19 protein-coding genes and 1 riboswitch are annotated in these 23,900 nt (G+C 40.8%); of the genes, 5 read left to right on the top strand and 14 right to left on the bottom strand.

All coding sequences use genetic code 11. The annotated features are described in order from the left end of the window. Positions 1–18 precede the first annotated feature (18 nt). From PGY05_RS03400 to PGY05_RS03390, 3 genes are all read right to left on the bottom strand, one after another. Positions 19–954, bottom strand: a complete 936-nt coding sequence (locus tag PGY05_RS03400; RefSeq protein WP_270475359.1) for a GTP-binding protein — start codon at positions 952–954, stop codon at positions 19–21. Between the two features lie 196 nt (positions 955–1,150). Continuing rightward, positions 1,151–1,288 carry a hypothetical protein gene (locus PGY05_RS03395; protein WP_022219980.1) on the bottom strand — a complete coding sequence of 46 codons (138 nt, stop codon included), beginning with the start codon at positions 1,286–1,288 and terminating at the stop codon, positions 1,151–1,153. A gap of 450 nt (positions 1,289–1,738) precedes the next feature. Next, positions 1,739–3,433: a carbon starvation CstA family protein gene (locus tag PGY05_RS03390; protein WP_055260348.1), complete on the bottom strand. Its 1,695-nt coding sequence runs from the start codon at positions 3,431–3,433 to the stop codon at positions 1,739–1,741. 358 nt (positions 3,434–3,791) lie between these two features. Further along, a riboswitch (TPP riboswitch) is annotated at positions 3,792–3,896 on the top strand. 468 nt (positions 3,897–4,364) lie between these two features. Between PGY05_RS03390 and thiS the strand changes: the two genes are divergently transcribed. The 5 genes from thiS to PGY05_RS03365 are packed head-to-tail and all read left to right on the top strand — an operon-like array spanning position 4,365 to position 7,796. Further along, a complete protein-coding gene (thiS, locus tag PGY05_RS03385; protein ID WP_008368609.1) occupies positions 4,365–4,562 on the top strand; it encodes a sulfur carrier protein ThiS in 198 nt (65 codons plus the stop codon). Positions 4,563–4,568: 6 nt separating this feature from the next. Continuing rightward, a complete protein-coding gene (thiF, locus tag PGY05_RS03380; protein WP_008368611.1) occupies positions 4,569–5,210 on the top strand; it encodes a sulfur carrier protein ThiS adenylyltransferase ThiF in 642 nt (213 codons plus the stop codon). Positions 5,211–5,236: 26 nt separating this feature from the next. Next, entirely contained in the window at positions 5,237–6,013 is a 777-nt protein-coding gene (locus tag PGY05_RS03375; RefSeq protein ID WP_270475358.1) for a thiazole synthase, read from the top strand. A 12-nt stretch (positions 6,014–6,025) separates the two neighbouring features. Continuing rightward, complete coding sequence (gene thiH, locus PGY05_RS03370; protein WP_022219951.1) at positions 6,026–7,240, top strand: 2-iminoacetate synthase ThiH; 1,215 nt, start codon at positions 6,026–6,028, stop codon at positions 7,238–7,240. Next, positions 7,233–7,796: a thiamine phosphate synthase gene (locus PGY05_RS03365; RefSeq protein WP_270475357.1), complete on the top strand. Its 564-nt coding sequence runs from the start codon at positions 7,233–7,235 to the stop codon at positions 7,794–7,796. Before thiH ends, PGY05_RS03365 begins: the two co-directional genes overlap by 8 nt. Positions 7,797–7,876: 80 nt before the next feature. Here the strand turns inward: PGY05_RS03365 and PGY05_RS03360 are convergent, their stop codons facing one another. The 11 genes from PGY05_RS03360 to PGY05_RS03310 all read right to left on the bottom strand — a co-directional run bounded on the left by PGY05_RS03360 (position 7,877) and on the right by PGY05_RS03310 (position 23,853). Beyond that, positions 7,877–8,806: an ABC transporter ATP-binding protein gene (locus PGY05_RS03360; RefSeq protein ID WP_173690017.1), complete on the bottom strand. Its 930-nt coding sequence runs from the start codon at positions 8,804–8,806 to the stop codon at positions 7,877–7,879. Continuing rightward, on the bottom strand, positions 8,778–10,475 hold the full coding sequence (locus PGY05_RS03355; RefSeq protein ID WP_173692147.1) for an ABC transporter permease: 1,698 nt from the start codon (positions 10,473–10,475) through the stop codon (positions 8,778–8,780). The genes PGY05_RS03360 and PGY05_RS03355 overlap by 29 nt, the downstream gene beginning before the upstream one ends. Then, positions 10,465–11,538, bottom strand: a complete 1,074-nt coding sequence (locus PGY05_RS03350) for an ABC transporter substrate-binding protein (protein WP_055248045.1) — start codon at positions 11,536–11,538, stop codon at positions 10,465–10,467. Before PGY05_RS03350 ends, PGY05_RS03355 begins: the two co-directional genes overlap by 11 nt. 250 nt (positions 11,539–11,788) lie before the next feature. Continuing rightward, positions 11,789–13,198, bottom strand: a complete 1,410-nt coding sequence (gene mgtE, locus PGY05_RS03345; RefSeq protein ID WP_022219946.1) for a magnesium transporter — start codon at positions 13,196–13,198, stop codon at positions 11,789–11,791. A 359-nt stretch (positions 13,199–13,557) separates the two neighbouring features. After that, positions 13,558–13,743, bottom strand: a complete 186-nt coding sequence (locus PGY05_RS03340; protein ID WP_270475356.1) for a hypothetical protein — start codon at positions 13,741–13,743, stop codon at positions 13,558–13,560. A gap of 565 nt (positions 13,744–14,308) precedes the next feature. Next, positions 14,309–16,672: an alpha-xylosidase gene (gene yicI / locus PGY05_RS03335; protein ID WP_270475355.1), complete on the bottom strand. Its 2,364-nt coding sequence runs from the start codon at positions 16,670–16,672 to the stop codon at positions 14,309–14,311. 14 nt (positions 16,673–16,686) lie between these two features. After that, a complete protein-coding gene (locus PGY05_RS03330) occupies positions 16,687–19,089 on the bottom strand; it encodes a glycoside hydrolase family 3 N-terminal domain-containing protein (RefSeq protein WP_270202989.1) in 2,403 nt (800 codons plus the stop codon). Positions 19,090–19,162: 73 nt separating this feature from the next. Further along, on the bottom strand, positions 19,163–20,140 hold the full coding sequence (locus tag PGY05_RS03325; RefSeq protein WP_117824425.1) for a sugar ABC transporter substrate-binding protein: 978 nt from the start codon (positions 20,138–20,140) through the stop codon (positions 19,163–19,165). 17 nt (positions 20,141–20,157) lie between these two features. Beyond that, the gene (locus tag PGY05_RS03320; protein WP_022219944.1) at positions 20,158–21,114 is read right to left on the bottom strand and encodes an ABC transporter permease; all 957 of its coding nucleotides are present in this window, start codon (positions 21,112–21,114) and stop codon (positions 20,158–20,160) included. After that, positions 21,107–22,609, bottom strand: a complete 1,503-nt coding sequence (locus PGY05_RS03315) for a sugar ABC transporter ATP-binding protein (RefSeq protein ID WP_270475354.1) — start codon at positions 22,607–22,609, stop codon at positions 21,107–21,109. Before PGY05_RS03315 ends, PGY05_RS03320 begins: the two co-directional genes overlap by 8 nt. Positions 22,610–22,812: 203 nt before the next feature. Beyond that, entirely contained in the window at positions 22,813–23,853 is a 1,041-nt protein-coding gene (locus tag PGY05_RS03310) for a LacI family DNA-binding transcriptional regulator (RefSeq protein ID WP_055155489.1), read from the bottom strand. Positions 23,854–23,900 lie beyond the last annotated feature (47 nt).

Below are 23,900 nucleotides of genomic sequence, written 5' to 3'. Positions count from 1 at the left end.
TGCGCTCTTTTACATTTTCTAATTCTCCAGATACTTCCGTATACAATCTTCCTTCAACTGCTCCCCAATCACGATCACAACCTCCTGCCCGTCTCCGATCGGCTTCATACTGATCTCATGACCGGTTGCATTCAGCTGCATCCAGCTTCCTGCATCATCTTTCACGAATCCTTTCACCCGGAAAATACCGCCACATTCCGGATCCTGCATCATCTTCGCAACCTGCGTCTTCAATTCATCTGCAGAAATTTTCAATTCCATAAAATACAACGAATCAAAACCTTTTTTCTCATCCAGCTCCATCTTTCGATAATTTTCTGCAACATAACCGTTCTTTAAGATCTTATCAAAATCCTCTTCCGAAAGCTCTGCTCCATCTTTTCTCATGATTTCCTGATCCAGCCTTCGCTTGCACTGAACCTGTTCAAGCGCTCTGTTCAAATGTTCAATTGTATTTTCAATCTGTTCTTTTGTTGCTTCTTCTGCCCTGCTGAGGATGATGCTTCCTGCATTTGCAGCCTCGGACGCAAGCAGATAGTCTGCTTCTTCTGACAATTCCGGCTCCAGTTTTGCGTCAACGATCGTAATCACATTGCCAATCTCATACCACTTATCCAGTGGTTCATCGTGAAGAACGTCAAAAAATTCGTCTACATCATAAATCCCGGACGGTTCAACAATTACTCTGTCATATCCGCACATTCCCATTGCGATCAATTTCGTCCGGAAGCGCCTCCTGTGCGTCTCTTTGTCGCACCCACCGGAAATCATTTCAAGCTCACAGTTATCTCCCATCAGGTCCCGCAAAAGAAGCATATCTACATTTACCGCACCAAAATCATTCTCAAGGATGCCAATGTTCATTCCTTTATCCAGAAGATATTTTGCATATTTTTTTATAAACGTTGTCTTGCCGGAGCCTAAGAAACCGGTGATTAAATCTATTTTTACCATCGCTAATCTTCCCCTTTGATTTTTTAGTTCTTCAAAAATTTTCTGCTGTAATTTTACTTCCTTCTCTCTACTTTTAAGATAATAGCATATTTTTTTAGTTTCTTAAAGGAACTCAAATAAAGAACTCAAACAGAAACTTAAATTTTGAGTTCCTATTTGAGTTCTTTTCATTTTTTCTAAAAAATCATTTTCCTTTTTACTTTTCTTCTTTCTTTATCCCAGCCTTCTCCAGAATCCCGTTCCACATCTGCTCTCGCTTTTTCTCCCGTTCTGCCTTTCCGTCATTCCACTTCTGTATAAATGCCATCTGTTCCAGATCATCTCGCTCTTCCATAAACAGCCTCTCTTTCTTACATTTATTCAGATGAATTATTTCCTGTACCTGACTATTATATGCGTGTCCGCAATGATTCTTTCCACTTTGCACGTTATATTCGCAGGAAGTGCATCTCCGGACTTGACCGGACTGCTGATCACGCTTGGTATTGCCATCTTCGCAATGACGTTTGACACCTTCATACTTCCCATCAGTTCATTTTTCTTCAGCGATTTCAGTGCTTTGGTTGCCGTAGAAGGACGAAGTCCGAATTCCTGTTCAATATCCTTCTGATAGACAGATCTGTTCTGAGATTCTACTAAAATATAATTTAAAATATTCCCCTGTGCACCGCTGATCCCGATTGTTTCCTAAGTATTTCAGGGCAAATTTTTAAAAAAGTCAATCAAAAAAAGAGACAGCCCATCATTTTGACAAGCCATCCCTTTTCGTCATATTTTATAAATCCTAAGCTTCAGACTCTTTCTTAGCTCCAAAGTAAGCCTTCAGAGAATTGATCACAATAACAAGTCCGAGTGCCATCAGCAGAACTGCGATGATCAGCTGAAGTCCTTCTACAAGGAATACTGCTGAGCCGGCCTGGTAAGCTTTTACAAGACCGATTGTTCTTTCTACCAGTGCGGTTCCTGTTACGCAAAGCATGATAATAAGCGGTGGGAAAAGCATTTTGTTGCTTCTTCCTGTCACTTTCAGGAATACGCAAAGTGTTACAAGTACCAGAGCGGAAAGCAGCTGGTTGGCTGATCCGAACAATGGCCAGATATTTGCATATCCAATTCGTGTCAGAACATAGGCACATACAAGTGTAAGGATTGTTGAGAAGTAGGTATTGCAAAGGAATTTTCTCCATCCTTCTGCATGTTCCATATCATCTACACTGAAGAGTTCCTGGAAACTCATACGTCCGATACGTGCTACTGCATCCAGACTGGTGAGTGCAAGTGCAGATACGCACATGGTCATGAAGCACTGTGCTACATAAACCGGAACTCCGAACATTTCAAAGAATCCTGCAACACCGCTTGAGAATACCTGGAATGGTGTTCCTGCTGCCGGTGTTCCGTCTGCTGCTGCAGCTGCACCAGCTACACAAAGTGCGAGGACTGCAAGAAGACTTTCCAGAACCATGGCTCCATATCCAACCTTCAGCATATCTTTTTCATTAGATACTGTCTTTGAGGAAGTACCGGATGAAACCAGGCTGTGGAATCCGGAAACGGCACCACAAGCTACCGTAACGAACAGGATTGGGAACATATCTCCTAATGTGTCGTTGTGGAATCCTGTAAATACAGGAAGGTTCATTGTCGGATGTGCAACTAAAAGTCCAAGTGCTGCTCCGGCGATCATTCCGATGAACATATAAGTCGTCATTGCATCACGAGGCTGTTTTAAAAGCCACATCGGAAGTACTGCTGCAAAGAAGATATATACAAATGTGATATAAGTCCAAGTATCTTTACCTGCTGTGATCGGTGCAAGCATACCAAGAGCAAGCGCTGCTACTGTAAGTACAAGACCAAGAACTGTTTCTTTCCATCCGCGGAACTGGAATTTTTTCTGCACCAGACCAAATACCATTGCAAATGCAATGAATAAAAGGGAAATAGTTCCTGCAGCTCCGTTTGTCTTTGCTGCATCTGCAAGTTTTAAAGCTCCGTCGACTTCTGTATACGCATTGAATGTACCTGCAACCATATCTGCAAATGCTGCGATAACAAGAAGTGTGAACAGCCAACAGAACAACAAGAATAATTTTCTACCGAATTTACCAATGTATTTCTCGATCAGAAGTCCCATAGACTTTCCGTCATTTTTTACACTCGCATATAAAGCTCCGAAATCTGTTACCGCACCAAAGAAAATGCCTCCGATCAGTACCCACAGTAAAACAGGAAGCCATCCAAATACAGCTGCCTGAATGGCGCCGGTAACAGGACCTGCACCTGCGATTGACGAAAACTGATGACTGAATACTGTCCAGCCGTCTGTCGGAACGTAATCCTTTCCATCTGCGAATTTCTTTGCTGGTGTCTCTGCCTTTGGATCGATTCCCCATTTGTTAGCAAGCCAGCGTCCGTAGAATACATATGCACAGCAAAGTAAAACGGCTGCAATCAGTACAATAACTAATGTATTCATACTTATCCCTCTCTTTCTCTCTTCCAGTAAAAATTGTTTTATATAGTATTTTAATTTGATAAGCTTTTATCAAATTGCCATAGTGGTGTTTTACCCCTTTAAAGGGCGTTTGTCAATGGATTTTCGGCATTTTCGGCACGTTTACACTATTTTTTTAGAGTATGCTCTGTTTTTTGTGCATTTTTCCATACTCCGCGTTACAAAAACATATGACCGCTTCTCGAAAGCATTCCTGTAATATACAATTTGTCCGTGACACCTGCATCTGACTCCAGAATATGAGACTCCAGAATATGACCGGATATATTTTTATATTGATATTGACATTTTTTCCCAACCGAACTATACTGAATTTTGTAAATGAAACGGGGAGCTTGTTTGACAGGCTGAGAGGAAGTTCAGAACTTCGACCCATATACCTGATTTGGATAATGCCAACGTAGGAACGTATATTTTGATGATAACGGGAGATACATTGGTATCTCTCTTTTTTTGATATACGGCGTCAAATACCATCAGCATACTCTGATGATATTTGAGAAACAGGATTTCTTATAATAATATGAAATGATACCAGGGTCAAAAGGTCAGAAAGCTGATGCAAGCTTGCTTGCAAGAGGATTTTTGACCTCTTGACCCGCCAAAAACATGAGTAAGTAGCCATTTTTCAAAGAAAAATGAGCGGATTACGAATGTTTTTGAGGATTGCGAGAGGGCAAAGCACGTAGCAATCTGGTATCAAAGGGGGCAAAATACCTTTTGACCCCAACATCATGAAATTCCACATTCAACCAGGGTTTACACGAAAATGAATAAGGTAAAGTTGAGATTGGGCGAGAGTTCATGAAGGGGTACACCACCACGGGTGTAATTCTTTGTGTACTCTTTTTTCATTTTTAAGAACTTTTCCGTTTTGAAAGGAGGTTTTTCCATGATTACAGTTAATGGTAAAGAAGTTACTCTGACCGGACCGCTCAGTGTTGCGGATTATCTGGAACAAAACAATTATCAGATCAAACGGATCGCCGTTGAAATGAATGGTGATATTTTACCAAAATACAGCTATTCTGACACCATGCTCAAAGACGGGGACCGTCTGGAGGTTGTAAGTTTTGTAGGAGGAGGCTAAGAAATCATGTATCATACACTTACAAAAGAAGAAATCTACACCGCCCTTGACGAGCGACATTCACCGGAGACGCAGAAGCTTCTCTCGGCAGGAAATGTAGCGATCGCAGGGCTTGGCGGTCTTGGCTCTAATGTTGCTTATGCGCTTGCACGGATTGGTGTCGGTCATCTTCACCTGATTGATTTTGACGTAGTTGACATTACCAATCTGAACCGCCAGCAATATTTCATGGAGCATATCGGAATGTACAAGACCGATGCCCTGAAATCCCTGCTTCTGAAGATCAATCCGTATCTGGATATCCGCACGGACTGTGTAAAAGTTACGGACGATAATCTGCAGGAATTATTTGCAGATGCCACAATTGTCTGCGAAGCTTTTGATAATCCGGAAGCCAAAGCAATGCTGGTCAATGGAATTCTGGAACATTTTCCAGAGAAAAAGCTCGTATCCGCAACCGGAATGGCCGGCTATGGAAGCAGCAATACCATTATCACAAAACGGATCATGAAAAACTTTTATCTGTGTGGTGATGGCGTGACAGCACCAACTTACGGTCATGGACTGATGGCGCCGCGTGTTGCCATCTGTGCCGCACATGAAGCCAACATGATCACGCGGCTGATCCTCGGTGAAGAAGAAATTTAAAAATATAAGAAAGAAGGAACTTTATTATGAGTACAAATGAAGATAAATTTATCCTGGGAGGTCATGAATTCACTTCCCGTTTTATTCTCGGATCCGGTAAATTTTCTCTGGATCTTGTAAAAGCCTGTATCGAAAAAGCAGAAGCTCAGATCATCACACTTGCCCTGCGTCGCGCAAATGAAGGCGGTCTTGCAAATATCCTGGACTATATTCCGGACAATGTAACCCTGCTTCCAAATACATCCGGTGCACGTAATGCTGAGGAGGCAGTCCGTATCGCCAGACTTTCCCGTGAAGTCGGATGCGGCGACTTTGTAAAGATCGAAGTCGTTCATGATTCCAAATACCTGCTTCCGGACAACTACGAAACCATCAAAGCAACAGAAATCCTTGCAAAAGAAGGCTTTGTTGTCATGCCGTATATGTACCCGGATCTGAATGCTGCAAGAGCACTTGCTGATGCCGGAGCTGCCTGCATTATGCCGCTCGGCTCTCCAATCGGTTCCAACAAAGGGCTCAGCACAAAGGATTTCATCCAGATCCTGATTGATGAGATCGATCTGCCGATCATCGTTGATGCCGGAATCGGTCGCCCTTCCCAGGCTTGTGAAGCCATGGAAATGGGTGCTTCCGCTGTCATGGCAAATACTGCTATCGCAACTGCAGGAAATGTTCCTGCCATGGCAGAAGCTTTCAAAAAAGCCATTGAAGCCGGACGCAGTGCTTATCTTTCCGGACCGGGACGCACCATCGAAAGAGGCGCAAGCGCATCCTCACCTCTGACAGGATTCTTAGAGAATTAGGAGGCAGTCAAAATGGAAAATTCACATATCAACGAAAGTATTTTAAGTGAAGAAATTCTGGAAGACCAGAAGAAAAACCGCATTGATCATATGACTTACCTTCCGGGAATGGAAGATATCGGATCTGACGTAATGGATCAGGTCATAAGTGCCATGAACGCTTATGATTATGAAAAATATACCGAAGCTGACGTAAGACGCGCCATTGCGCATGACATCCGTACACCGGAGGATTTCGCTGCACTTCTCTCACCTGCCGCACTTCCTCTTCTTGAGGAGATCGCACAGGCTGCACAGGCAGAGACACGAAAACATTTCGGAAACAGCGTCTACATGTTTACTCCGATCTACATTGCAAACTACTGCGAAAACTATTGTATTTACTGTGGTTTCAACTGCCACAACAAGATCAACCGTGCACAGTTAAATGAGGAAGAAATTGAAAAAGAAATGGCAGCCATCGCCAAAACAGGTCTTCAGGAGATCCTGATCCTGACCGGTGAAAGCCGTAGCAAATCCACGGTGGAATATATCGGAAATGCCTGCAAGATCGCCCGTAAATATTTTAAAGTCATCGGACTTGAGATTTATCCGGTCAACTCGGACGAATACGCATTCCTCCACGAGTGCGGTGCCGATTATGTAACCGTATTCCAGGAGACTTACAATTCTGACAAATATGAAACCCTGCATCTTGCCGGACACAAACGGATCTTCCCATACCGTGTCAATGCCCAGGAACGTGCACTGATGGGCGGCATGCGCGGTGTCGGATTCGGAGCACTTCTCGGACTTGATGATTTCCGCAAGGATGCCTTTGCAACCGGATACCATGCTTATCTCCTGCAGAGAAAATACCCACATGCCGAAATCGCCTTCTCCTGTCCGAGACTTCGTCCGATCATCAACAACGACCGGATCAATCCGATGGACGTCCATGAGCCACAGCTCCTTCAGGTAGTCTGCGCTTATCGTCTGTTTATGCCATTTGCAAGCATTACGGTATCCACAAGAGAATGTGCGCGTGTAAGAGACAATCTGGTACAGATTTCTGCAACAAAAATCTCTGCCGGAGTCAGCACCGGAATCGGAAGCCATGTGGATGATATTGAGGATAAGGGAGATGACCAGTTCGAGATTTCTGACGGACGTTCCGTAGATGAGGTTTATCAGGCACTTCTTTCCAACAATATGCAACCGGTTATGAGTGATTATATCTATGTATAGAGATCTTATTGCCGTAACAAACCGCCATCTCTGTTCCCGTCCTTTTACAGAACAGATTACCCGTGTCTGCAAGCTGCATCCGAAAGCTCTGATCCTGCGTGAAAAAGATCTGCCGGAAGAGGAATATTTTTCTCTTGCCCGGCAGGTGAAGGAAATCTGTGAACAGTTTAAAGTTCCGTTTATTCCGCATTTTTATCCAGCCGTTGCGAGAGAACTCGGCTGCGACAAGCTACATTTACCACTTCCACTTTTGCTTGAAAATCCGAAAGTGGTTTCCGATTTTCATACAGTTGGAACTTCCATCCATTCTGTTTCTGAAGCAGTCGAAGCGGAAAAGCTGGGAACTTCCTATCTCACAGCAGGACATATTTATGTTACCGACTGCAAGAAAGGGCTCCCGCCACGGGGACTTCCATTTCTGCAGAATGTATGCCAAGCTGTGCAGATTCCGGTTTATGGCATTGGCGGAATCAAAATTGATGAAGCACAACTGCACGAACTGAAAAATGCCGGTGCTGCAGGAGGTTGTGTGATGTCAGGGATGATGCACATTTGACCGGTCATTCCTCAAAATAAAAAAGGCACTATGCAGGGTAGCATATCAAACTGATATTGTCACCTTGCACAGTGTCTTTTTTATTTCACCCGAAGTTGCACTCCTTTGCCTTCTTCTACTTTTATATTTCTGTCTGTCCGTACAATAATATGTTCATGATTCATTGTTTCAACATAATACTGTCTGTAAAACCCAAGAAATTCTTCCTGTCTTACAATTCCTTTCACAGAACCTTCTGCTGCAAATTCCAGTTCCTCCGGTCTGCAGCATATTGTATTTCCATGGATATCAGTAAAACGGTTGGATATTCCAAGGAAATCTCTTGCAAAATCATTCTGTGGATGCAGATACACTTCTTCCGGCTTTCCAATCTGAACCAACTTTCCCTGATCCATAATAGCGATCTGATCTCCAAGTACCATTGCCTCTTCCTGATCATGCGTTACAAAAACCATTGTAATTTCATATTTCTTCTGGATTTCACGGATTTCTTCTCTCATTTTTACCCGGAGTTTCGCATCCAGATTACTAAGCGGTTCATCCAGAAGAAGCACCTTCGGTTTTGTGATCAGAGATCTGACCAGTGCTACTCTCTGCTGCTGTCCTCCGGAAATTTCCCCGATCGATGCCCCGGCATATTCTTCCATATCTACGATTTTCAGATATTCCATACCCATTTCTCTGGCTTCTTTTTTTCGGATGCCACGAAACTTCAGACCATAGATCACATTTTCCAGAACACTCATATGTGGAAATAATGCATAAGACTGAAAAACAGTCGATACCGGACGTTTCTCCGGAGCCAGTGTGGTGATATCCTGGCCATCAACCAGGATCTGCCCTTTATCTGTTTTTAAAAATCCACTTATCATTTTGAGTGTTGTCGTTTTTCCACAGCCGGATGCTCCCAGAAGACACAACAGTTCTCCCTTTGGAAGGGAGAGTGATAAATCTTTTACTACTTCTTTTTCACCAAAACTTTTACTTATGTTTTTCAGTTCTAAATACACGTTTCTTTTTCCCTTTCCATGCAACAATTATCGAAAACAGCACATTCACTGAAATTGTGATCACAATAATAAATGTCGCAATCATAGATGCTTCTCCATACCGACCTGTGTTAATGCAATCAAATAATGTAAATACTGCAATCTTCTGTCCCGGTGTCACCAGGAAAATAACTGCTCCTGCCGTAACCATCGCACTTGTAAAATTATTGATAAATCCCGTTGCAAATGCCTGCTTTACATTCGGAAGAATGACATCTTTCATTACCAGAAATTTATTCGCTCCAAGATCCCGCGCTGCTGCATCAAGCTCTGTACTGATCTGTAAAAGGGAGGATGCCGAAGCCTTCGTTGTAATTGACATCTGTTTATAGATCATATTCAAGATAACAATGACCGCTGTTCCGGTAAGTTTTAACGGTTCATGATTAAATGCCAGAATATATCCGATTCCAAAACAACTTCCTGGAAGCATATACGGAAGTGTAATAATAAAGTCCAGTACTCCGCCAAATTTTATCTTTCGTCTTTCAATATAATACGAAAGTAAAATACCAATCAGACTGCCAACTATTGCTACAATAAGCGCATATTCCACACTTCGGATAAATGTATCCATATTCCGTTCCAGAAGTGCGTCCAGATACATCGTTGTAAATGTGATTTTCCCACGTAAATTTCTACTGAAACTGTTTAGAAAAATGGATCCGTATTCAAGCGCCATCATTACAAAAAAGATACCTGCGCCCAGCCATACAATCACTGCTGACAGCCCACGAACCCGGAATGTATCTCCCGCTTCTACCGTCTTATTACTGTTTCCGCTGATGACTTTTTCATTTTTCTGCATTAGATAGCGGTACAGGATAAAAACAAGAATCGTCGGGATCAGAAGCAGTACATTAAGTGCCGCACTCTTATCCAGTCTGGAATATCCGATTACCTGCATATAAATTTCCGTCGAAACTGTTTCAAAACGTCCACCTATCACAACAGGCGTTCCAAAATCAGCAATCGACCGGATAAACGAAAGCAAAAAGCAGCTGAGTAGTACCGGTTTTAACAGTGGTACAACAATTCTCCACAATGTATACCCGGAGGATGCTCCAAGGTCAAAAGATGCCCTTACGAGCGACATATCCATTTTCCTCAGCATTCCGATAATCATCAGTGCATTTAATGAAGAAAAGAATAACGTCTGCATTACAACAACACCAAGCCATCCATACGGGTTCAGCGAAAGTCCGAACACTCCTTTTGTGATCAGACCGTTTCTTCCGAAAAGCTGGATATAAGCGAGCGAAGCAATAAACGGCGGCGAAACCATGCTGATCAGCAAAATCGCTTCCAGAAATTTGTCCAGTTTCTTCCCTGCTGTCCATACACAGATTGATACAAGCAGCCCCAGAATTGTTGAAAAGAATGCGGATAAAACACCTACAAAAACACTGTTTTTTACAAGCTGCAGATTGGCACTGAAGATGCTCTTGTAAACTTCTGTCGAAAATCCCTCTTCTCCCACAAAACTCTGTCTGATCATGCAAAGAAGCGGATACAGAATAAAGATCAACACACCTGCTACCAGCACTGCTAATATAAAATAATCCAATATATTATAAAAATGGGCATCATAAAATGATGCCCGTTTTTCTCTAGGTTTTCTATTCTTCACCTTTATCTCCCATCAGAGTGCTCCATTTGTCAAGGATCTCTGTTCTCTTTGATCCGAACAGAGAAAGATCTTCTTTCATAAGCTGATCCTTGTCAAAGTTCAGTTCAAGTCCTTTCAGACTTGGTTTTACCAAAAGACAGGTATTGTTCTTGTCAATTTCAGCCATCATCTTCATGTTCTCATCATCAGAGAAGAACCATTTGATAAATGCTTTTGCAGCTTCTGTATTGTCTGCATTTGCAAATGCTGCAACGCCTTCCGGAACGTATGGCATTCCGTCTGAAGGATAGATTACATCAACATCTGCCTGTTCTTTCAGTTCATCCAGTGTACCATTGATATATGTGATACCAATACCAACTTCACCAGCTGCTGTCTTCGTACTTGGATCTGAACCACGTTTTGAATAGTAATCTACGTTCTTGTTAAGAGCTTCAAAATACTTCCAACCTTCTTCGTCTCCCTTTGTCTGAAGAAGAGCGTTTACTACTGCGTAGTTTGTTCCTGAAATAGCCGGGTTAGACATCAGGACTTCTCCCTGATATTCTTCTTTTGTAAGGTCATCCCATGATTTAGGAGCTTCAAGTCCTTTTTCTTTTAAAATATCATTGTTAACAATAAATCCTACAACAGTAACACCTTTTGAGAACCAGTAATTATCACTGTCTTTGAATTCCGGTGCAAGTTCATCAGCTGCATCAAAATCTACTTTTTCAAGAAGGTCATTATCTTTTGCATCCATAAATGCATCGATTCCGCCCCCGAACCACAGGTCAGCTGCAGGTGTTCCGCCTTCTGCTTTAAGCTTTGATAAAACTTCTCCTGAAGACATGGAAATGAATTCTACCTTCGGTCCTACTTCTTCTGTAAACTTATCAAATAAAGGCTGATAAGCATCCCCTGTTGTAACAACCTTCAGAGTTCCTTCCAGTTTCTTTGTCTCTTTGTCGTCTTTCTTGGTTTCTTCTTTTTTTGTAGTCTCTTCCTTTTTATCTGAGCTTCCACAGGCTACCATACCTGCTGCCATTGATACTGCAAGGAGAAGAGCTGCAAATTTTTTCATTTTTTTCATAATGTTCCTCCCTTTAACATATCTCTGATATTATTCCGACATGCTTTTTACATTCTAGCACCAGATATTTTAATTTTCAAATTGTTTTTCTCTATAGATAATCATTCCTATAGTTTCTATCTATTTTTTTATTTTTATTTTCTATAAAAGAAATGCATGTGGGATACTGTACTGTCTTTACCGTTTTATTCAGTAAAAGCATTTATATCCTACACGCACTTCGTTTTACTCTCTTTTATAATTATCCCGCCAGATGAAGCACTCCGATCAGCAGAATACCACACAGTCCATAGTAAGCTACAACTGCAACAAGGTCGTTGATGGTCGTAATAAGTGGTCCGGATGCTACCGCCGGGTCGATATTGATCTTCTTGAAGAACAGAGGAATCAGTGTACCCACCGCACCAGAAATTACCATTGCCACCATCAGAGACAGACCGATACAGCCGGATACCGCATACGCGAATGTCCAGGTCTTTCCTTTGAAAAGTGCAATATAAAGTCCTAATACGAGGAATGATAAAATTCCAAGAATCGCACCATTTGAAAATGCGATCCGCATCTCTTTGAATACCAGTTCTACTTTCTGCTTTCCTGTCAGTGATTCATCCATCAGAACACGGATCGTTACCGCCAGTGACTGGGTACCGACGTTACCTGCCATGTCCAGGATCAGTGACTGGAAACACATAATGATCGTCAGCTGGCTTACTACCTGCTCAAATACACCTACAACAGAAGATACAACTGTTCCCAGTGCCAGCAGAACAAGCAGCCAAGGGAGACGTTTTTTCATGCTCTCTTTGAGTGGCTCTTTCAAATCTTCTTCTGCAGTCAGACCAGCGAACATCGCATAATCTTCACCCATCTCATCATCGACCAGATCTACAATGCTCTGAGATGTGATAACACCGAGAAGTTTATTATCGTTATCCAGGATCGGAATAGAATTTTCCGAATAATCTTTCAATTTTTCGATACAGTCATCGATCAGCTCGTGACCGTATACATATGGATATGATGTCACGATCAGATCCTCAAGACGTGTATCCTGTCTTGCCGTGATCAGATCCTTCAGATCCATCGCACCGTAGAAGGTGTGATCCGCTGTCACCATAAAAATTGTAGAAATATTGTCATTTTTTGCTGCCTGACTGACAAGTTCGGTCATCGCCTGCTTTACAGTAAGATTTTCTCTGATCTCAATGTAATTCGTGGTCATTCTTGAACCGATCTCTTCATCATCGAATGCAGCAATAACTGCCATATCTTTTCTGGCTTCATCATCCATCAGCTCTAGCAAAAGAGCTCTCTTTTCTTTTGGAATCATCCGCAGTACATCTACAACCGCATCTGTTTCCATTCTGGAAAGAATTGCTGCTGCTTTCCGCACATCCATCTCATCCAGATATTCAGCAGCCTGCTTTTCATCGATATACTCGAAGATATCCGCAAGCATGTCCAGATTCAGAATCCGGCACAATTTCCGCCGCTCTGCAACGGAGAGATCCGGGAATACATCTGCAAGGTCATTCTCATGGTAGTCTTCCAGTTTGTTTCTCATAATTCCCGGAGAGGCATTGCTTCTTACAATGCCCAGGATCTCAGCTCTGTAGTCCTGGTAGTCCTGATAATCCTGTGTATTTTCCATAACTTTCGCCCTCCTTATCCTTTTCCAGCACAAAAACATGCAGAATCAAAGTCTAAAATTCTCCACATTTCTGTCTTTCATCCAATATTCAATTATGAATGTCAATACGGGAAAACAGGATAAGAAATGCTATACGAACAAACAGAATGAACTGCTGCCATTTTCCCATCCTGCGTATATACTTCGCCCATGACTATCACAACTGTCCATTCTGTTCACCTGCCTTTTGTTTGAATTTGATTAAGAAGTTTTCAACTTCCTACGCTATTATAATACCTTAGTCTACAAAATTCAAACCTTTCTGTTTATAAAATTAATTTTTTATCAACTTTTTTCTTATTTTTAACATGAAATAAAAATCAACTGTTTTTTCGCTCCTCTTTACTCCTCTGCTTCCACTCATACATCTGTAAATCCGCTTTTTTTACACAGCTTTCACAATCATTCTTATCCGGATTAAATCTGCTGTAGCCGACAGATACATACGGAATCCTTCCCTCATAGCTCTGTCTGTTCATAAGTCCTATTATTACATCTGTCTTCACGATAATACTGCTATAATAAATATAACCATCGCCAGGCAAATATAATCCGTCCGTACCTTACTGCTTATCATCCCAAACATAACACCAGAGATTAAGAAAAGAGTATCGTTCCCAATACAATACGATTACTGTTCTGATATCTCCCTCCGAACTTCCATGCCTGAACAACAAAATATAAACTACAGCCGAGATAAAAAGCAATATATGCCCAATAAAATCTTTCATGATGATAATTGCTCTGCGCATCAATATAATAAATCTATCCGAAATATACGGATAAAATTTCAATCAGTGCATGTCCACCTACCAGAAACGCAAAAATTCTCTTTTCTTCTGTCTTTCAATCAGGTCATTTCTTTCAATCATAACGCTCATGACCAACATCACTAATATAACCAAATAAATCTGGACCGTATACTGTTCCATTTTTTTACAACTATCCTTCCGCTTTATTATCATTACATTATATGCGATTTTGAAGAAAACATGAATATTATTTATTATTTTCTATCAAAAAAGGCAGAGATTTCATTCTGTTAAAATCTCTGCCTTTTCATGTTGCTCTTTATTTTCTAAAAACAATTTCAACAATATCACATTTCGGATATATCACTGTTCCGCGTTCTGTGTTTTTCCATTCTGCTCCGCAAACCTCTTTTACATCATGAACATTTACCAAAAGATATGTAATTTCTTCATTTTCCCCTGAACTGCACAGAACAATTTTTTCATCCTTATATCTGGCAGTAATATCCAGAACCTCATTTCCTTTTTCATCTGGAACAATACATTCCGCAATCTTGTCTTCTTCTAGTGGATATACCAGAATCTGTAACTGTTCCGGGTAATGATATGTTGCCGTTTTTTCATTATTACCAATTGGAAGAAGCGTGTTCTCACGGACAAACAACGGCAGAGAATCAAATCCATACACTTCTGTATACCAGCGTCCACCTTCTTTTTCTTCTCCGCTGAGCAAATGTGTCCATCTTCCCTTCGGAAGGTAATACTCACCAATACCCTCTTCATTGAAAATCGGTGCAACCAAAATCTGCTCCCCAAGCATATACTGTTGATCCAGATATCGCACTGCAGGGTCTTTTTCAAATTCCATGATCATTGGTCTCATAACAGGTATTCCAAGTTTATTTGACCGTACAGCCGCTTCGTAGATATACGGCATCAGACGAAGTTTTAATTTTGTAAACTTCCGACACACCTCAACTGCCTCTTCATCGAACGTCCACGGAACCCGGTAACTCTTGGAACCATGCAGTCTGCTGTGAGTAGATAAAATTCCAAACTGCAGCCATCTTTTATATACCGTAGGATTGGCAGCTTCTTCAAATCCCCCAATATCGTGACTCCAATAAGAAAATCCCGAAAGAGTAAGAGAAAGGCCTCCTCTTAAAGATTCTGCCATTGACTCAAATGTACCTGTGCAGTCACCACCCCAGTGAACCGGGAATTGCTGTCCGCCTGCTGTCGCACTTCTCGCAAACACAACTGCATCTTTCTCGCCACGTTCTCTTTTTAAAAGCTCAAATACTGCCCGATTATACAAAAATGTATAATAATTATGCATTCCCCATGGATTGCTTCCATCATGATACTCTACGTCTATCGGAATTCGTTCTCCAAAATCTGTTTTAAAGCAGTCTACTCCCATATCAAGTAATATTTTTAATTTACTTTGATACCATTTTACAGCTTCCGGATTCGTAAAATCCACGATTGCCATTCCCGGCTGCCAGTTGTCTACCTGCTTGATTCCGAACCCATCTTTTCTTAAAAGAAAATATCCTTTTTCTTTTCCCTCTGCAAATAGTGTAGAATTCTGAGCAATATACGGATTGATCCATACACAGATTTTCAGTCCTCTTTCTTTATAACGTTTCAGCATTTCTGCCGGTTCCGGAAAAATTTTATTGTTCCATTCAAAATCGCACCAGTGTAATGCTTTCATCCAGAAACAGTCAAAATGAAACACTTCCAGCGGAAGATCTCTTTTTTCCATTCCTTCAATAAACTCTGTTGCTGTCTTTTCATCATAGTCTGTTGTAAATGAAGTACTCAGCCACAAACCGAAAGACCACGCTGGAAGAAGTGCCGGTTTTCCTGTCATATCCGTATAATTCCGAATAATTTCTTTCATATCATCCCCGCCGATTACATAATAACGAAGTTCTTCTCCTTTTACCGAAAACCCTACATATTCTACTTTCTCACTGGCAACTTCAAATGAAACATTGGAAGTATGATCAACAAAAACGCCATAACCTCTGTTGGTGATATAAAATGGAATATTTTTATAGCTGATCTGCGAAGCTGTTCCTCCATCTTCATTCCAGCAGTCAATCTGCTGTCCGTTTTTAACAAATGCTGTAAAACGTTCTCCCAATCCATATACGTTCGTTCCTGCTGTTAAAAGCAACTCATTTAACATATACGGTTCCCCGGTTTCTGCCATATACTCTTCTTCTGGATATTTTGTTGCATACCCTCTGTTGTAGCGCATATAACCGACATTTTTAAAAGCTGCACCGGTAAGAAGTTTCCCGTTTCTCTCAAATCGGATATAAAATTCTTTCAGTCCTACCCGAACCGTCATTTTTCCATTTTTTAATACAGCTTCCTCCTCAGAAATTATAACTTCCGCTTCCTGATGTTCCAGAAAAAGTTCAAATCGTGGCTCTCTGTTTTTATACCCTAGAAAATGTGTGTATGTCACCTGAATCCGATCTTTTCCGGCTGCAGTAAATTCCATTACCATTGTACCGACATCCAGTTCATCCGCTCTTCCCAGGATTGGTTTAAACGTTGCAATCACACGCATACCAGCCGCTATTTTTTCTGCATAACCGGCCTGCACAGCATACAAAGCATTGGCTCTTTCATTTTTTTCCCAATATCCTTCTGTAAATTTCATACTCACAGCCTTTCTTAACAAACAACTGCTTTTGCGTAAAATCCCCGTGTTTTTCCATCAATATAATCATCTTCTGAAATGCTGACTATATCAGAAAGTCGAATATCTTCGCAAGAAGCTCCTACCAGAAGTTCAATTTCACCCTTTTCTACTTTCCACTTCATTTCTTCGTCAAGGAAGGCGAATTGTGACACCTTTATTTCAAATACAACTTTCTTCTTTTCCCCTTTTTTCAGGAATATTCTTACAAAGCCTGCCAGTTCCTTTGTTGGTCTTACCATTGATGCAACCTTGTCTGAAAAATATAATTGTGCGACTTCCGCGCCATCATATTCTCCTGTGTTTTTCACTGTAAAAGTAACTTTCACTGTATCATCCGGATTTATGTTTTTCTTATCCGTCTGCAAATCTGAATAGGTAAATTCTGTATAACTTAGACCGTGTCCAAAATAATACAGCGGTTCTGCCGTATCATTGATATAACCATTTTTATTGCGAATCATCCCTGTATGTCCGGCTGATACATATCCGCTTCCTCTTGGAAGACCATAGTATACTGGAAGCTGTCCTACATTTCTTGCTACTGTAACCGGAAGGTGTCCTGATGGTGACTGTTCACCAAACAATACCTTGCACAGTGCCTGACTGCCATATTCTCCCGGCTGCCATACTTCCATAATCGCATCAAAATGTGATGCCACAAATTCATTTGAAAGCGGTCTGCCATCATAATGAAGAACCACTGTCTTTTTATGCAGATCATAAACCCTTCTTGCAAATTCTTCCTGTCGTCCCGGCAGATCAATATCCGTAGAATCTATACCTTCTCCAACCGTTGAAGTTACGCCCCATCCATTTTTTCCACCAATAGTCAAAAGAATCACATCTGCCCCTGCTGCCACCTGTAGTGCTTCTTCCATGCCACCTGTATTGTCTCCAGAGCAGTTAATTCCCTGTGCATAAACCACTTCCGCTTCTGGAAGATATTCCTTCAATGCTGCACATAATGTTCTCGAGTTTGGAAATTCCTTTTGAATCTTACGATTTACCCGTGGTGATACTTCTCGAATCTCACCTTTATATTTCTGTTCAACATCATAAATAATCAGTCCTGGCTCTTCAAATTCCTGCCCATCTTCTTCTCTCGACATGGTCATATCAAGTACAGCCGGATAAGAAAATGTACCAAAAAGACTTCGAATATTATCCGCATGAGGCCCTATTACCGCGATTTTCTTAATTTTCTTAGAAAGTGGAAGTGTTTTATTTTCATTTTTAAGCAGTGTAAAACTTTCTGCTGCAATTTTTTCATTCAGTTCATCTGCTGATTTAAGATGAAGATATTTTTTCAGTTTTTCAAGATCCGGATAAGGATTCTCAAATAAACCAAGTTCAAATTTCTGTGTCAAAACACGCCGTACTGCCTGATCTATTATATCCATAGAGAGTCTACCGCTTTCAATCGACTCTTTCATTTTATAGCTGAATCCTTTTGATCTTGGATACTCTACATCTAATCCAGCCTGGATTGCACGAATTCCGGCCTCTTCAAAATTCTCAGCGACAGCAAACGGATCCACCAGGCGGTCAAGTGACAAATAATCAGAAACCACAAAACCCTGAAATCCCATTTCTCCACGCAGAATATCTGTCAACATCTTCTTTGATCCTACAACCGGTTCTCCATTCACTGAGCAATAGGAATTCATTACACTTTTCAGTCCTGCTTCCGTGATCGCGCATTGAAACGGCTTACAGTGTATCTCCCGCATATCTCTTTCTGAAACAATATTACGCCCCATATTAAGACCGCCCTCTGTGATACCGTGACCTGCAAAATGTTTTGCAGTCGCCAAAACCCCTTCTTTCAGCTCATCTCCCTGAATTCCTTTTACAAAGGCAGATGCCATGGCTGATGTAAGTGCTGCATCTTCCCCGTATGTCTCAGTAATACGTCCCCATCTCGGATCTCTTGTAATATCTACTACCGGTGAAAGTGCCTGTCTGAACCCAACATAATACATTTGTTTGCGAATAATATCTGTCATTTCGCCAACCACTTCCGTATCAAACGTTGACGCCTGCGCTATTGCACTCGGAAATACATCCGCCTCCGTAAACTGTGCCCCAGCACTCGCCTCACAGTGAATCAGTGCCGGTATTCCAAGACGTGTATGATTTACCAGATATTTCTGCAACTTATCCGCATATTCCACAATTGGCTCTACCGTATCTGCTACTGTAAATGCACCTACATTTCCAATGCCATTCGGTATATAATTTTCAAACTCCGGAATATCATCAGCAATAGTTACCAGACATGTAATCTGGTCAATTTTCTCTTCAAAAGTCATTCTGTCCAGCAGATCCTCCACTCTCTCTTCTACGGGAAGATCTTTATTCCTGTATTTTTCCATAGTAGTCCCCTTTACAGCACTCCCCTTGCCTTTTGTGCCATCACATCTAACAAGGGGAGAATTTCATTCTTTATTATTTACTTAAATAATCTGCTACATTATCTTTTGTTACAATTTTAAATGGAATATTGACATCTTCGATATCTGCCGGATCTGTTCCTTTTTTCAGTTTTTCAAAAATATCTGCTCCTGCTTCTGCCTGTGCCTTTGCATCCTGAAGTGCAGTCATTGTCATTTCTCCATCCTGAATTGACTGCAGAGCATCATCACTTCCGTCAATTCCAAGTACCTGAATACTGTCAAGTTTTCCTGCTGATTTAAGCGCCTCTACAACACCAAGTGCTCCATCATCGTTTTGGCATACAATTGCATCAATCTTGTCATAAGAAAGAAGACTGTCTTCTGCAGTACTCATACCAAGGTCTTTTGAATTTTCTACGTTATATTCATCAAGGATTTTGATATTTGGATTTTTCTTAAGTGCTTCTTCCAGTCCTTTTTTACGATCGACATACTGCTGATCATTTGGTGCACCGGTAAAATACAAGATTGAAGCTCCATCCGGGAATGCATCACACAGATACTCACCCTGTGCTTTTCCTGCATCTTCATTTGGCGAACCCACATAAATATATCCGTCATAGTCGTCTCCACCAGATACAGAAGTAAGGAATGATACATACGGAAGTCCTGCATCTTTTGCTGCCTCAAGTGCCGGAATTGAACCGTCAAGGTCATTACTGATTGCAGATACAACATTTGCATTCTGCACAATAAAATCATCGATCTGTCCATTCTGAACATTTGTATCACCGCCTGCATCTGTTACTGTGATTGAAATTCCTTTTGCTTCTGTGGCATCTTTCAGATAAGATCTGAACTTTGCACAATAGTTATATGTATCACTGTTATTTGCAAATCCTACCAGATAATCGCTTTTCCCTTTTGAAGAACTACTGCTGTCCTTTGTATCATCTGCTGTTCCACAGCCGACCACCATTGTTGCACACATTGCTGTTACCATTAAAATTGAAAGTAATCTCTTTTTCATTTTCCTTCTCCTTTTACTTATTTACTCTTTTTGTTTTCTTTTGTCTTAATATCGATAATAACTGCGATTGCAATTAAAAGACCTTTTACAATTAACTGATACTGTGTTGATACATGAAGCAGGTTCAGAATGTTGTTGATAAGACCTACAATAATTGAACCGATCAGCGCTCCTGTAACCGTTCCGATTCCACCAAGGAAACTGGTTCCACCAACAATAACTGCAGTGATCGCATCAAATTCATATCCCTCACCAACAGACGGCATACCTGCCATCAGTCTTGCCATCAGTACTACACCCGCAAGTCCTGTAAGTGCACCACTAAGTGTAAAGATCAGACGTTTCGTTCTGTTTGTATTGATTCCGGATGCAATTGTTGCCTGCTCATTTCCACCGATCGCATAAATATAAGTTCCAAACTTTGTTGATTTCATCAGAACAGCGATCACAATTACAGAAAGGAGCATAATGAGAACCGGAACCGGAATCCCCAAAATAGAGCCATGTCCTAAAAATCTCGCTTTGTTCACACCCCCAATTGTCTGACCGTTGGTGTATATCTGAACAATACCCTTTAATACATAAGTCATTGCCAGTGTTGCAATAAATGGCTGAAGCTTATAATAGGTGATCAGAAAACCATTAATCCATCCACATACGCATCCTATTACAATTCCTACTAGAAGAGCCAGTGATAAATGTCCTGTTGATGCAAGAACTCCGGCCGATACACAGGCTGATGTCGTACACAGGAAACCTGCTGACAAATCAATCATTCCTGATACGATCAGCATTGTTTCACCACATGCTATAATTGTTACAACTGAAATCTGTTTTAAAATATTGAGCAGGTTCTGAGGTTTCAGAAAGTTGTGATTGATCACTGCCGATGCAACAAACAGAATGATCATAATAATTACGATTCCGTACTTTCTGTAAAGCTCACCTGAAGATAATGCTTTTTTCTTATTCATCGTCTTTTGCCTCCACTATCATCTTCATAATCTTATTTTGTGAAATTTCATTCCGATCCAGAATTCCAAGCATTTTTCCTCCGCCGACAATGCCAACTCTGTGACTCATTGACAGTACTTCCGGCATATCAGATGAAATCAGGATGATTGCCAGTCCCTGTTCTGCAAATTCTGTTATCAGAGAATATATTTCCTGCTTTGCACCTACATCAATTCCTCTGGTAGGTTCATCCAGGATCAGAAGTTTGATATTTCTTACCAGCCATTTTGCAAGTACTACTTTCTGCTGGTTTCCACCACTTAAATTTCCAACCAATGTATTTGCATCTGGTGCTTTTACAGATAATCTTTTACAGATTTTTGCAACTTTCTGCTGTACTTTTTTCTTATCCCAAATGCCACCTTTTGCAAATAAATCTCCATTTGGAAGAATGATATTATCACTGATTGATCTGACACCGACAAATCCATAAGTTCTTCTGTCCTCTGTTACCATTGCGATTCCATTTTGGATTGCATCTTTTACAGATCGAATTTTTATCGGCTTTCCATCCAGGATGATTTCCCCTTCATTTGCCCTTGCAAGCCAAAAAAGAGTTTCAACAATCTCGCTTCGTCCTGCACCTACCATTCCTGCCAAACCAAAGATTTCTCCTTTATGAACCTGAAAAGATACTTTCTGAAACACATCCTTTCTTCCTAAATTCTTTACTTCAAGGCGAATGTCTTTTCCGATTTGCGGTATCGGAGGGTAAATATCCTTGATATCACGTCCCACCATCATTGCAATCAGTTTATCTGTATCTACATCTTTGATATCTCCAGATGCAATCCATTTTCCATCTCTTAATACAGTATAGCTGTCACACAGTTCAAAGACCTCTTCCAGTCGGTGTGATATGAAAATAAACGCAATTCCTTTTTGCTTTAATTCATTTACCTTACTAAAAAGAATCTCTGACTCTTTTGAGGTAAGTGCAGATGTAGGTTCATCCATGATGATCACTCTGCTGTCCCGCGATAAAGATTTCAGGATTTCTATCATCTGACGCTGTGCCACATTTAGATTTCCCATCTTTTCCCTCGGATTATAATCAAGTCCCATTTCATCAAGTAATCTCTGGGTTTCCTTTAGTCGTTCTGCTTTATTCACAAAGACTTTTCCTTTTTTCGGCTCACGTCCCAGAAACAGATTTTCTGCAATGCTTAATTCTGAAACATAGTTCAATTCCTGCGCTACAATAGAAATTCCATATTTAAATGCATCCTTTTCACATTTCATATGAATCTCTTCACCTTTGCAGATTACGGATCCACCGTAGTTTGAATAAGTACCGGACAGTATCTTCATTAAGGTCGATTTTCCAGCTCCATTTTCTCCTACAAGTGCATGAACTTCAGAAGCCCGTATCTTCATATTTACATTATCCAGAGCAACTACACCAGGAAACTCTTTCCGAATATTCTTGAGTTCGATAATTGTTTCCTTCTCCACTTTTCCTCCTCCTTTGTGTTAAATCGTTTAACTTGTTTTTATTCTTGCCTATCGTTTTCGACATGGTTATCATACCATTTTCACAAACAAATATCAATATTCCATTGCTATTTTATGCATTTTCGTTGTTAATGCACAAATCAAAACGCTTCAACAAAATGTTGAAGCGTTTTGATTTAGATAGTTTTATATGGTTTAGATTTTTAAATAACGGTAACCGGCGGAATCGACTTTGTACTTCCTCTTACCAACAGCCTTGGTGTATACAAAATTTCTTCTCTTTCTTTCAGTTTTTCTTTATTATCAATCAGCTCAACTACTTTTTCGCCCAGTTTTTTCCCCATTTCAATAACAGGAACCCCTATTGTTGTCAGCGGAACCTGCATCACATCCGCAAACGGAACATTATCAAATCCAATAATTGAAATATCTTCCGGAATTGAAACACCATACAGTCTTGCAGCTCGATAAATTCCAAATGCCATTTCATCATTCATCGAAAAAATCGCTGTTACTTTCTGTCCCAGTATATACGAAAACGCCTCATAACCGCTTTCCATCGTGTAATCTCCAAAGTACACTAAGTCCGGATCATATGAAATTCCACTTTCCTCCAGTGCCTTTTTATATCCATTCAGGCGCTGCATCGTAACATGAAAACTTTGTTTTCCAGCCACGCATCCAATTCTTCTGTGTCCGCATTCTATCAGATGTCTGGTTGCCATATAACCGCCCTTTTCATAATCGAATAAAATATCTACCCCTGGACAGTCAAACCCATATTTTTCCATTGTAATGACCGGAATACTAAGATTTCTCATCGCATTTTTCAAAAAATCAGGTTTTTCCATATCATTCATTTCCATTGATTTTGACCAGATTAGTGCTCCGATATTATCCGCAGCAATATCACGGATAATATCTGTATCGATAGTCTGACCGTCTTCTATAATGTGACATACCAGAGAATATCCGTTTTTTTCAAGCACTCCGTTAATCGCCATGAAAAGCGAAGAAATATGCGTATTTCTCAAATCATTGAAAACAATGCCTATCAGACGGCTTTTCTTATTTGCAAGACTGACCGCTGCATTATTCGGACGATAATTATGTTTTTTGGCGATTTCCCGCACTTTCTTTTTTGTATTTTCCGAAACCCGTGACGGCTTATCTGACAATGCCATGGATACCGTTGCCACCGATACACCGCACTCTTTTGCAATATCTTTAATTGTAATTCCCATATTTTCTATTCCGTTCCAGTTATTTTTCTGCCCTCTTCTTTTCCCAC

This window comes from Coprococcus sp. AF51-11b1 (assembly GCF_027682785.1).
GTDB lineage: Bacteria > Bacillota > Clostridia > Lachnospirales > Lachnospiraceae > Allocoprococcus > Allocoprococcus comes.
This window is presented reverse-complemented; position numbering and strand designations above follow the sequence as displayed.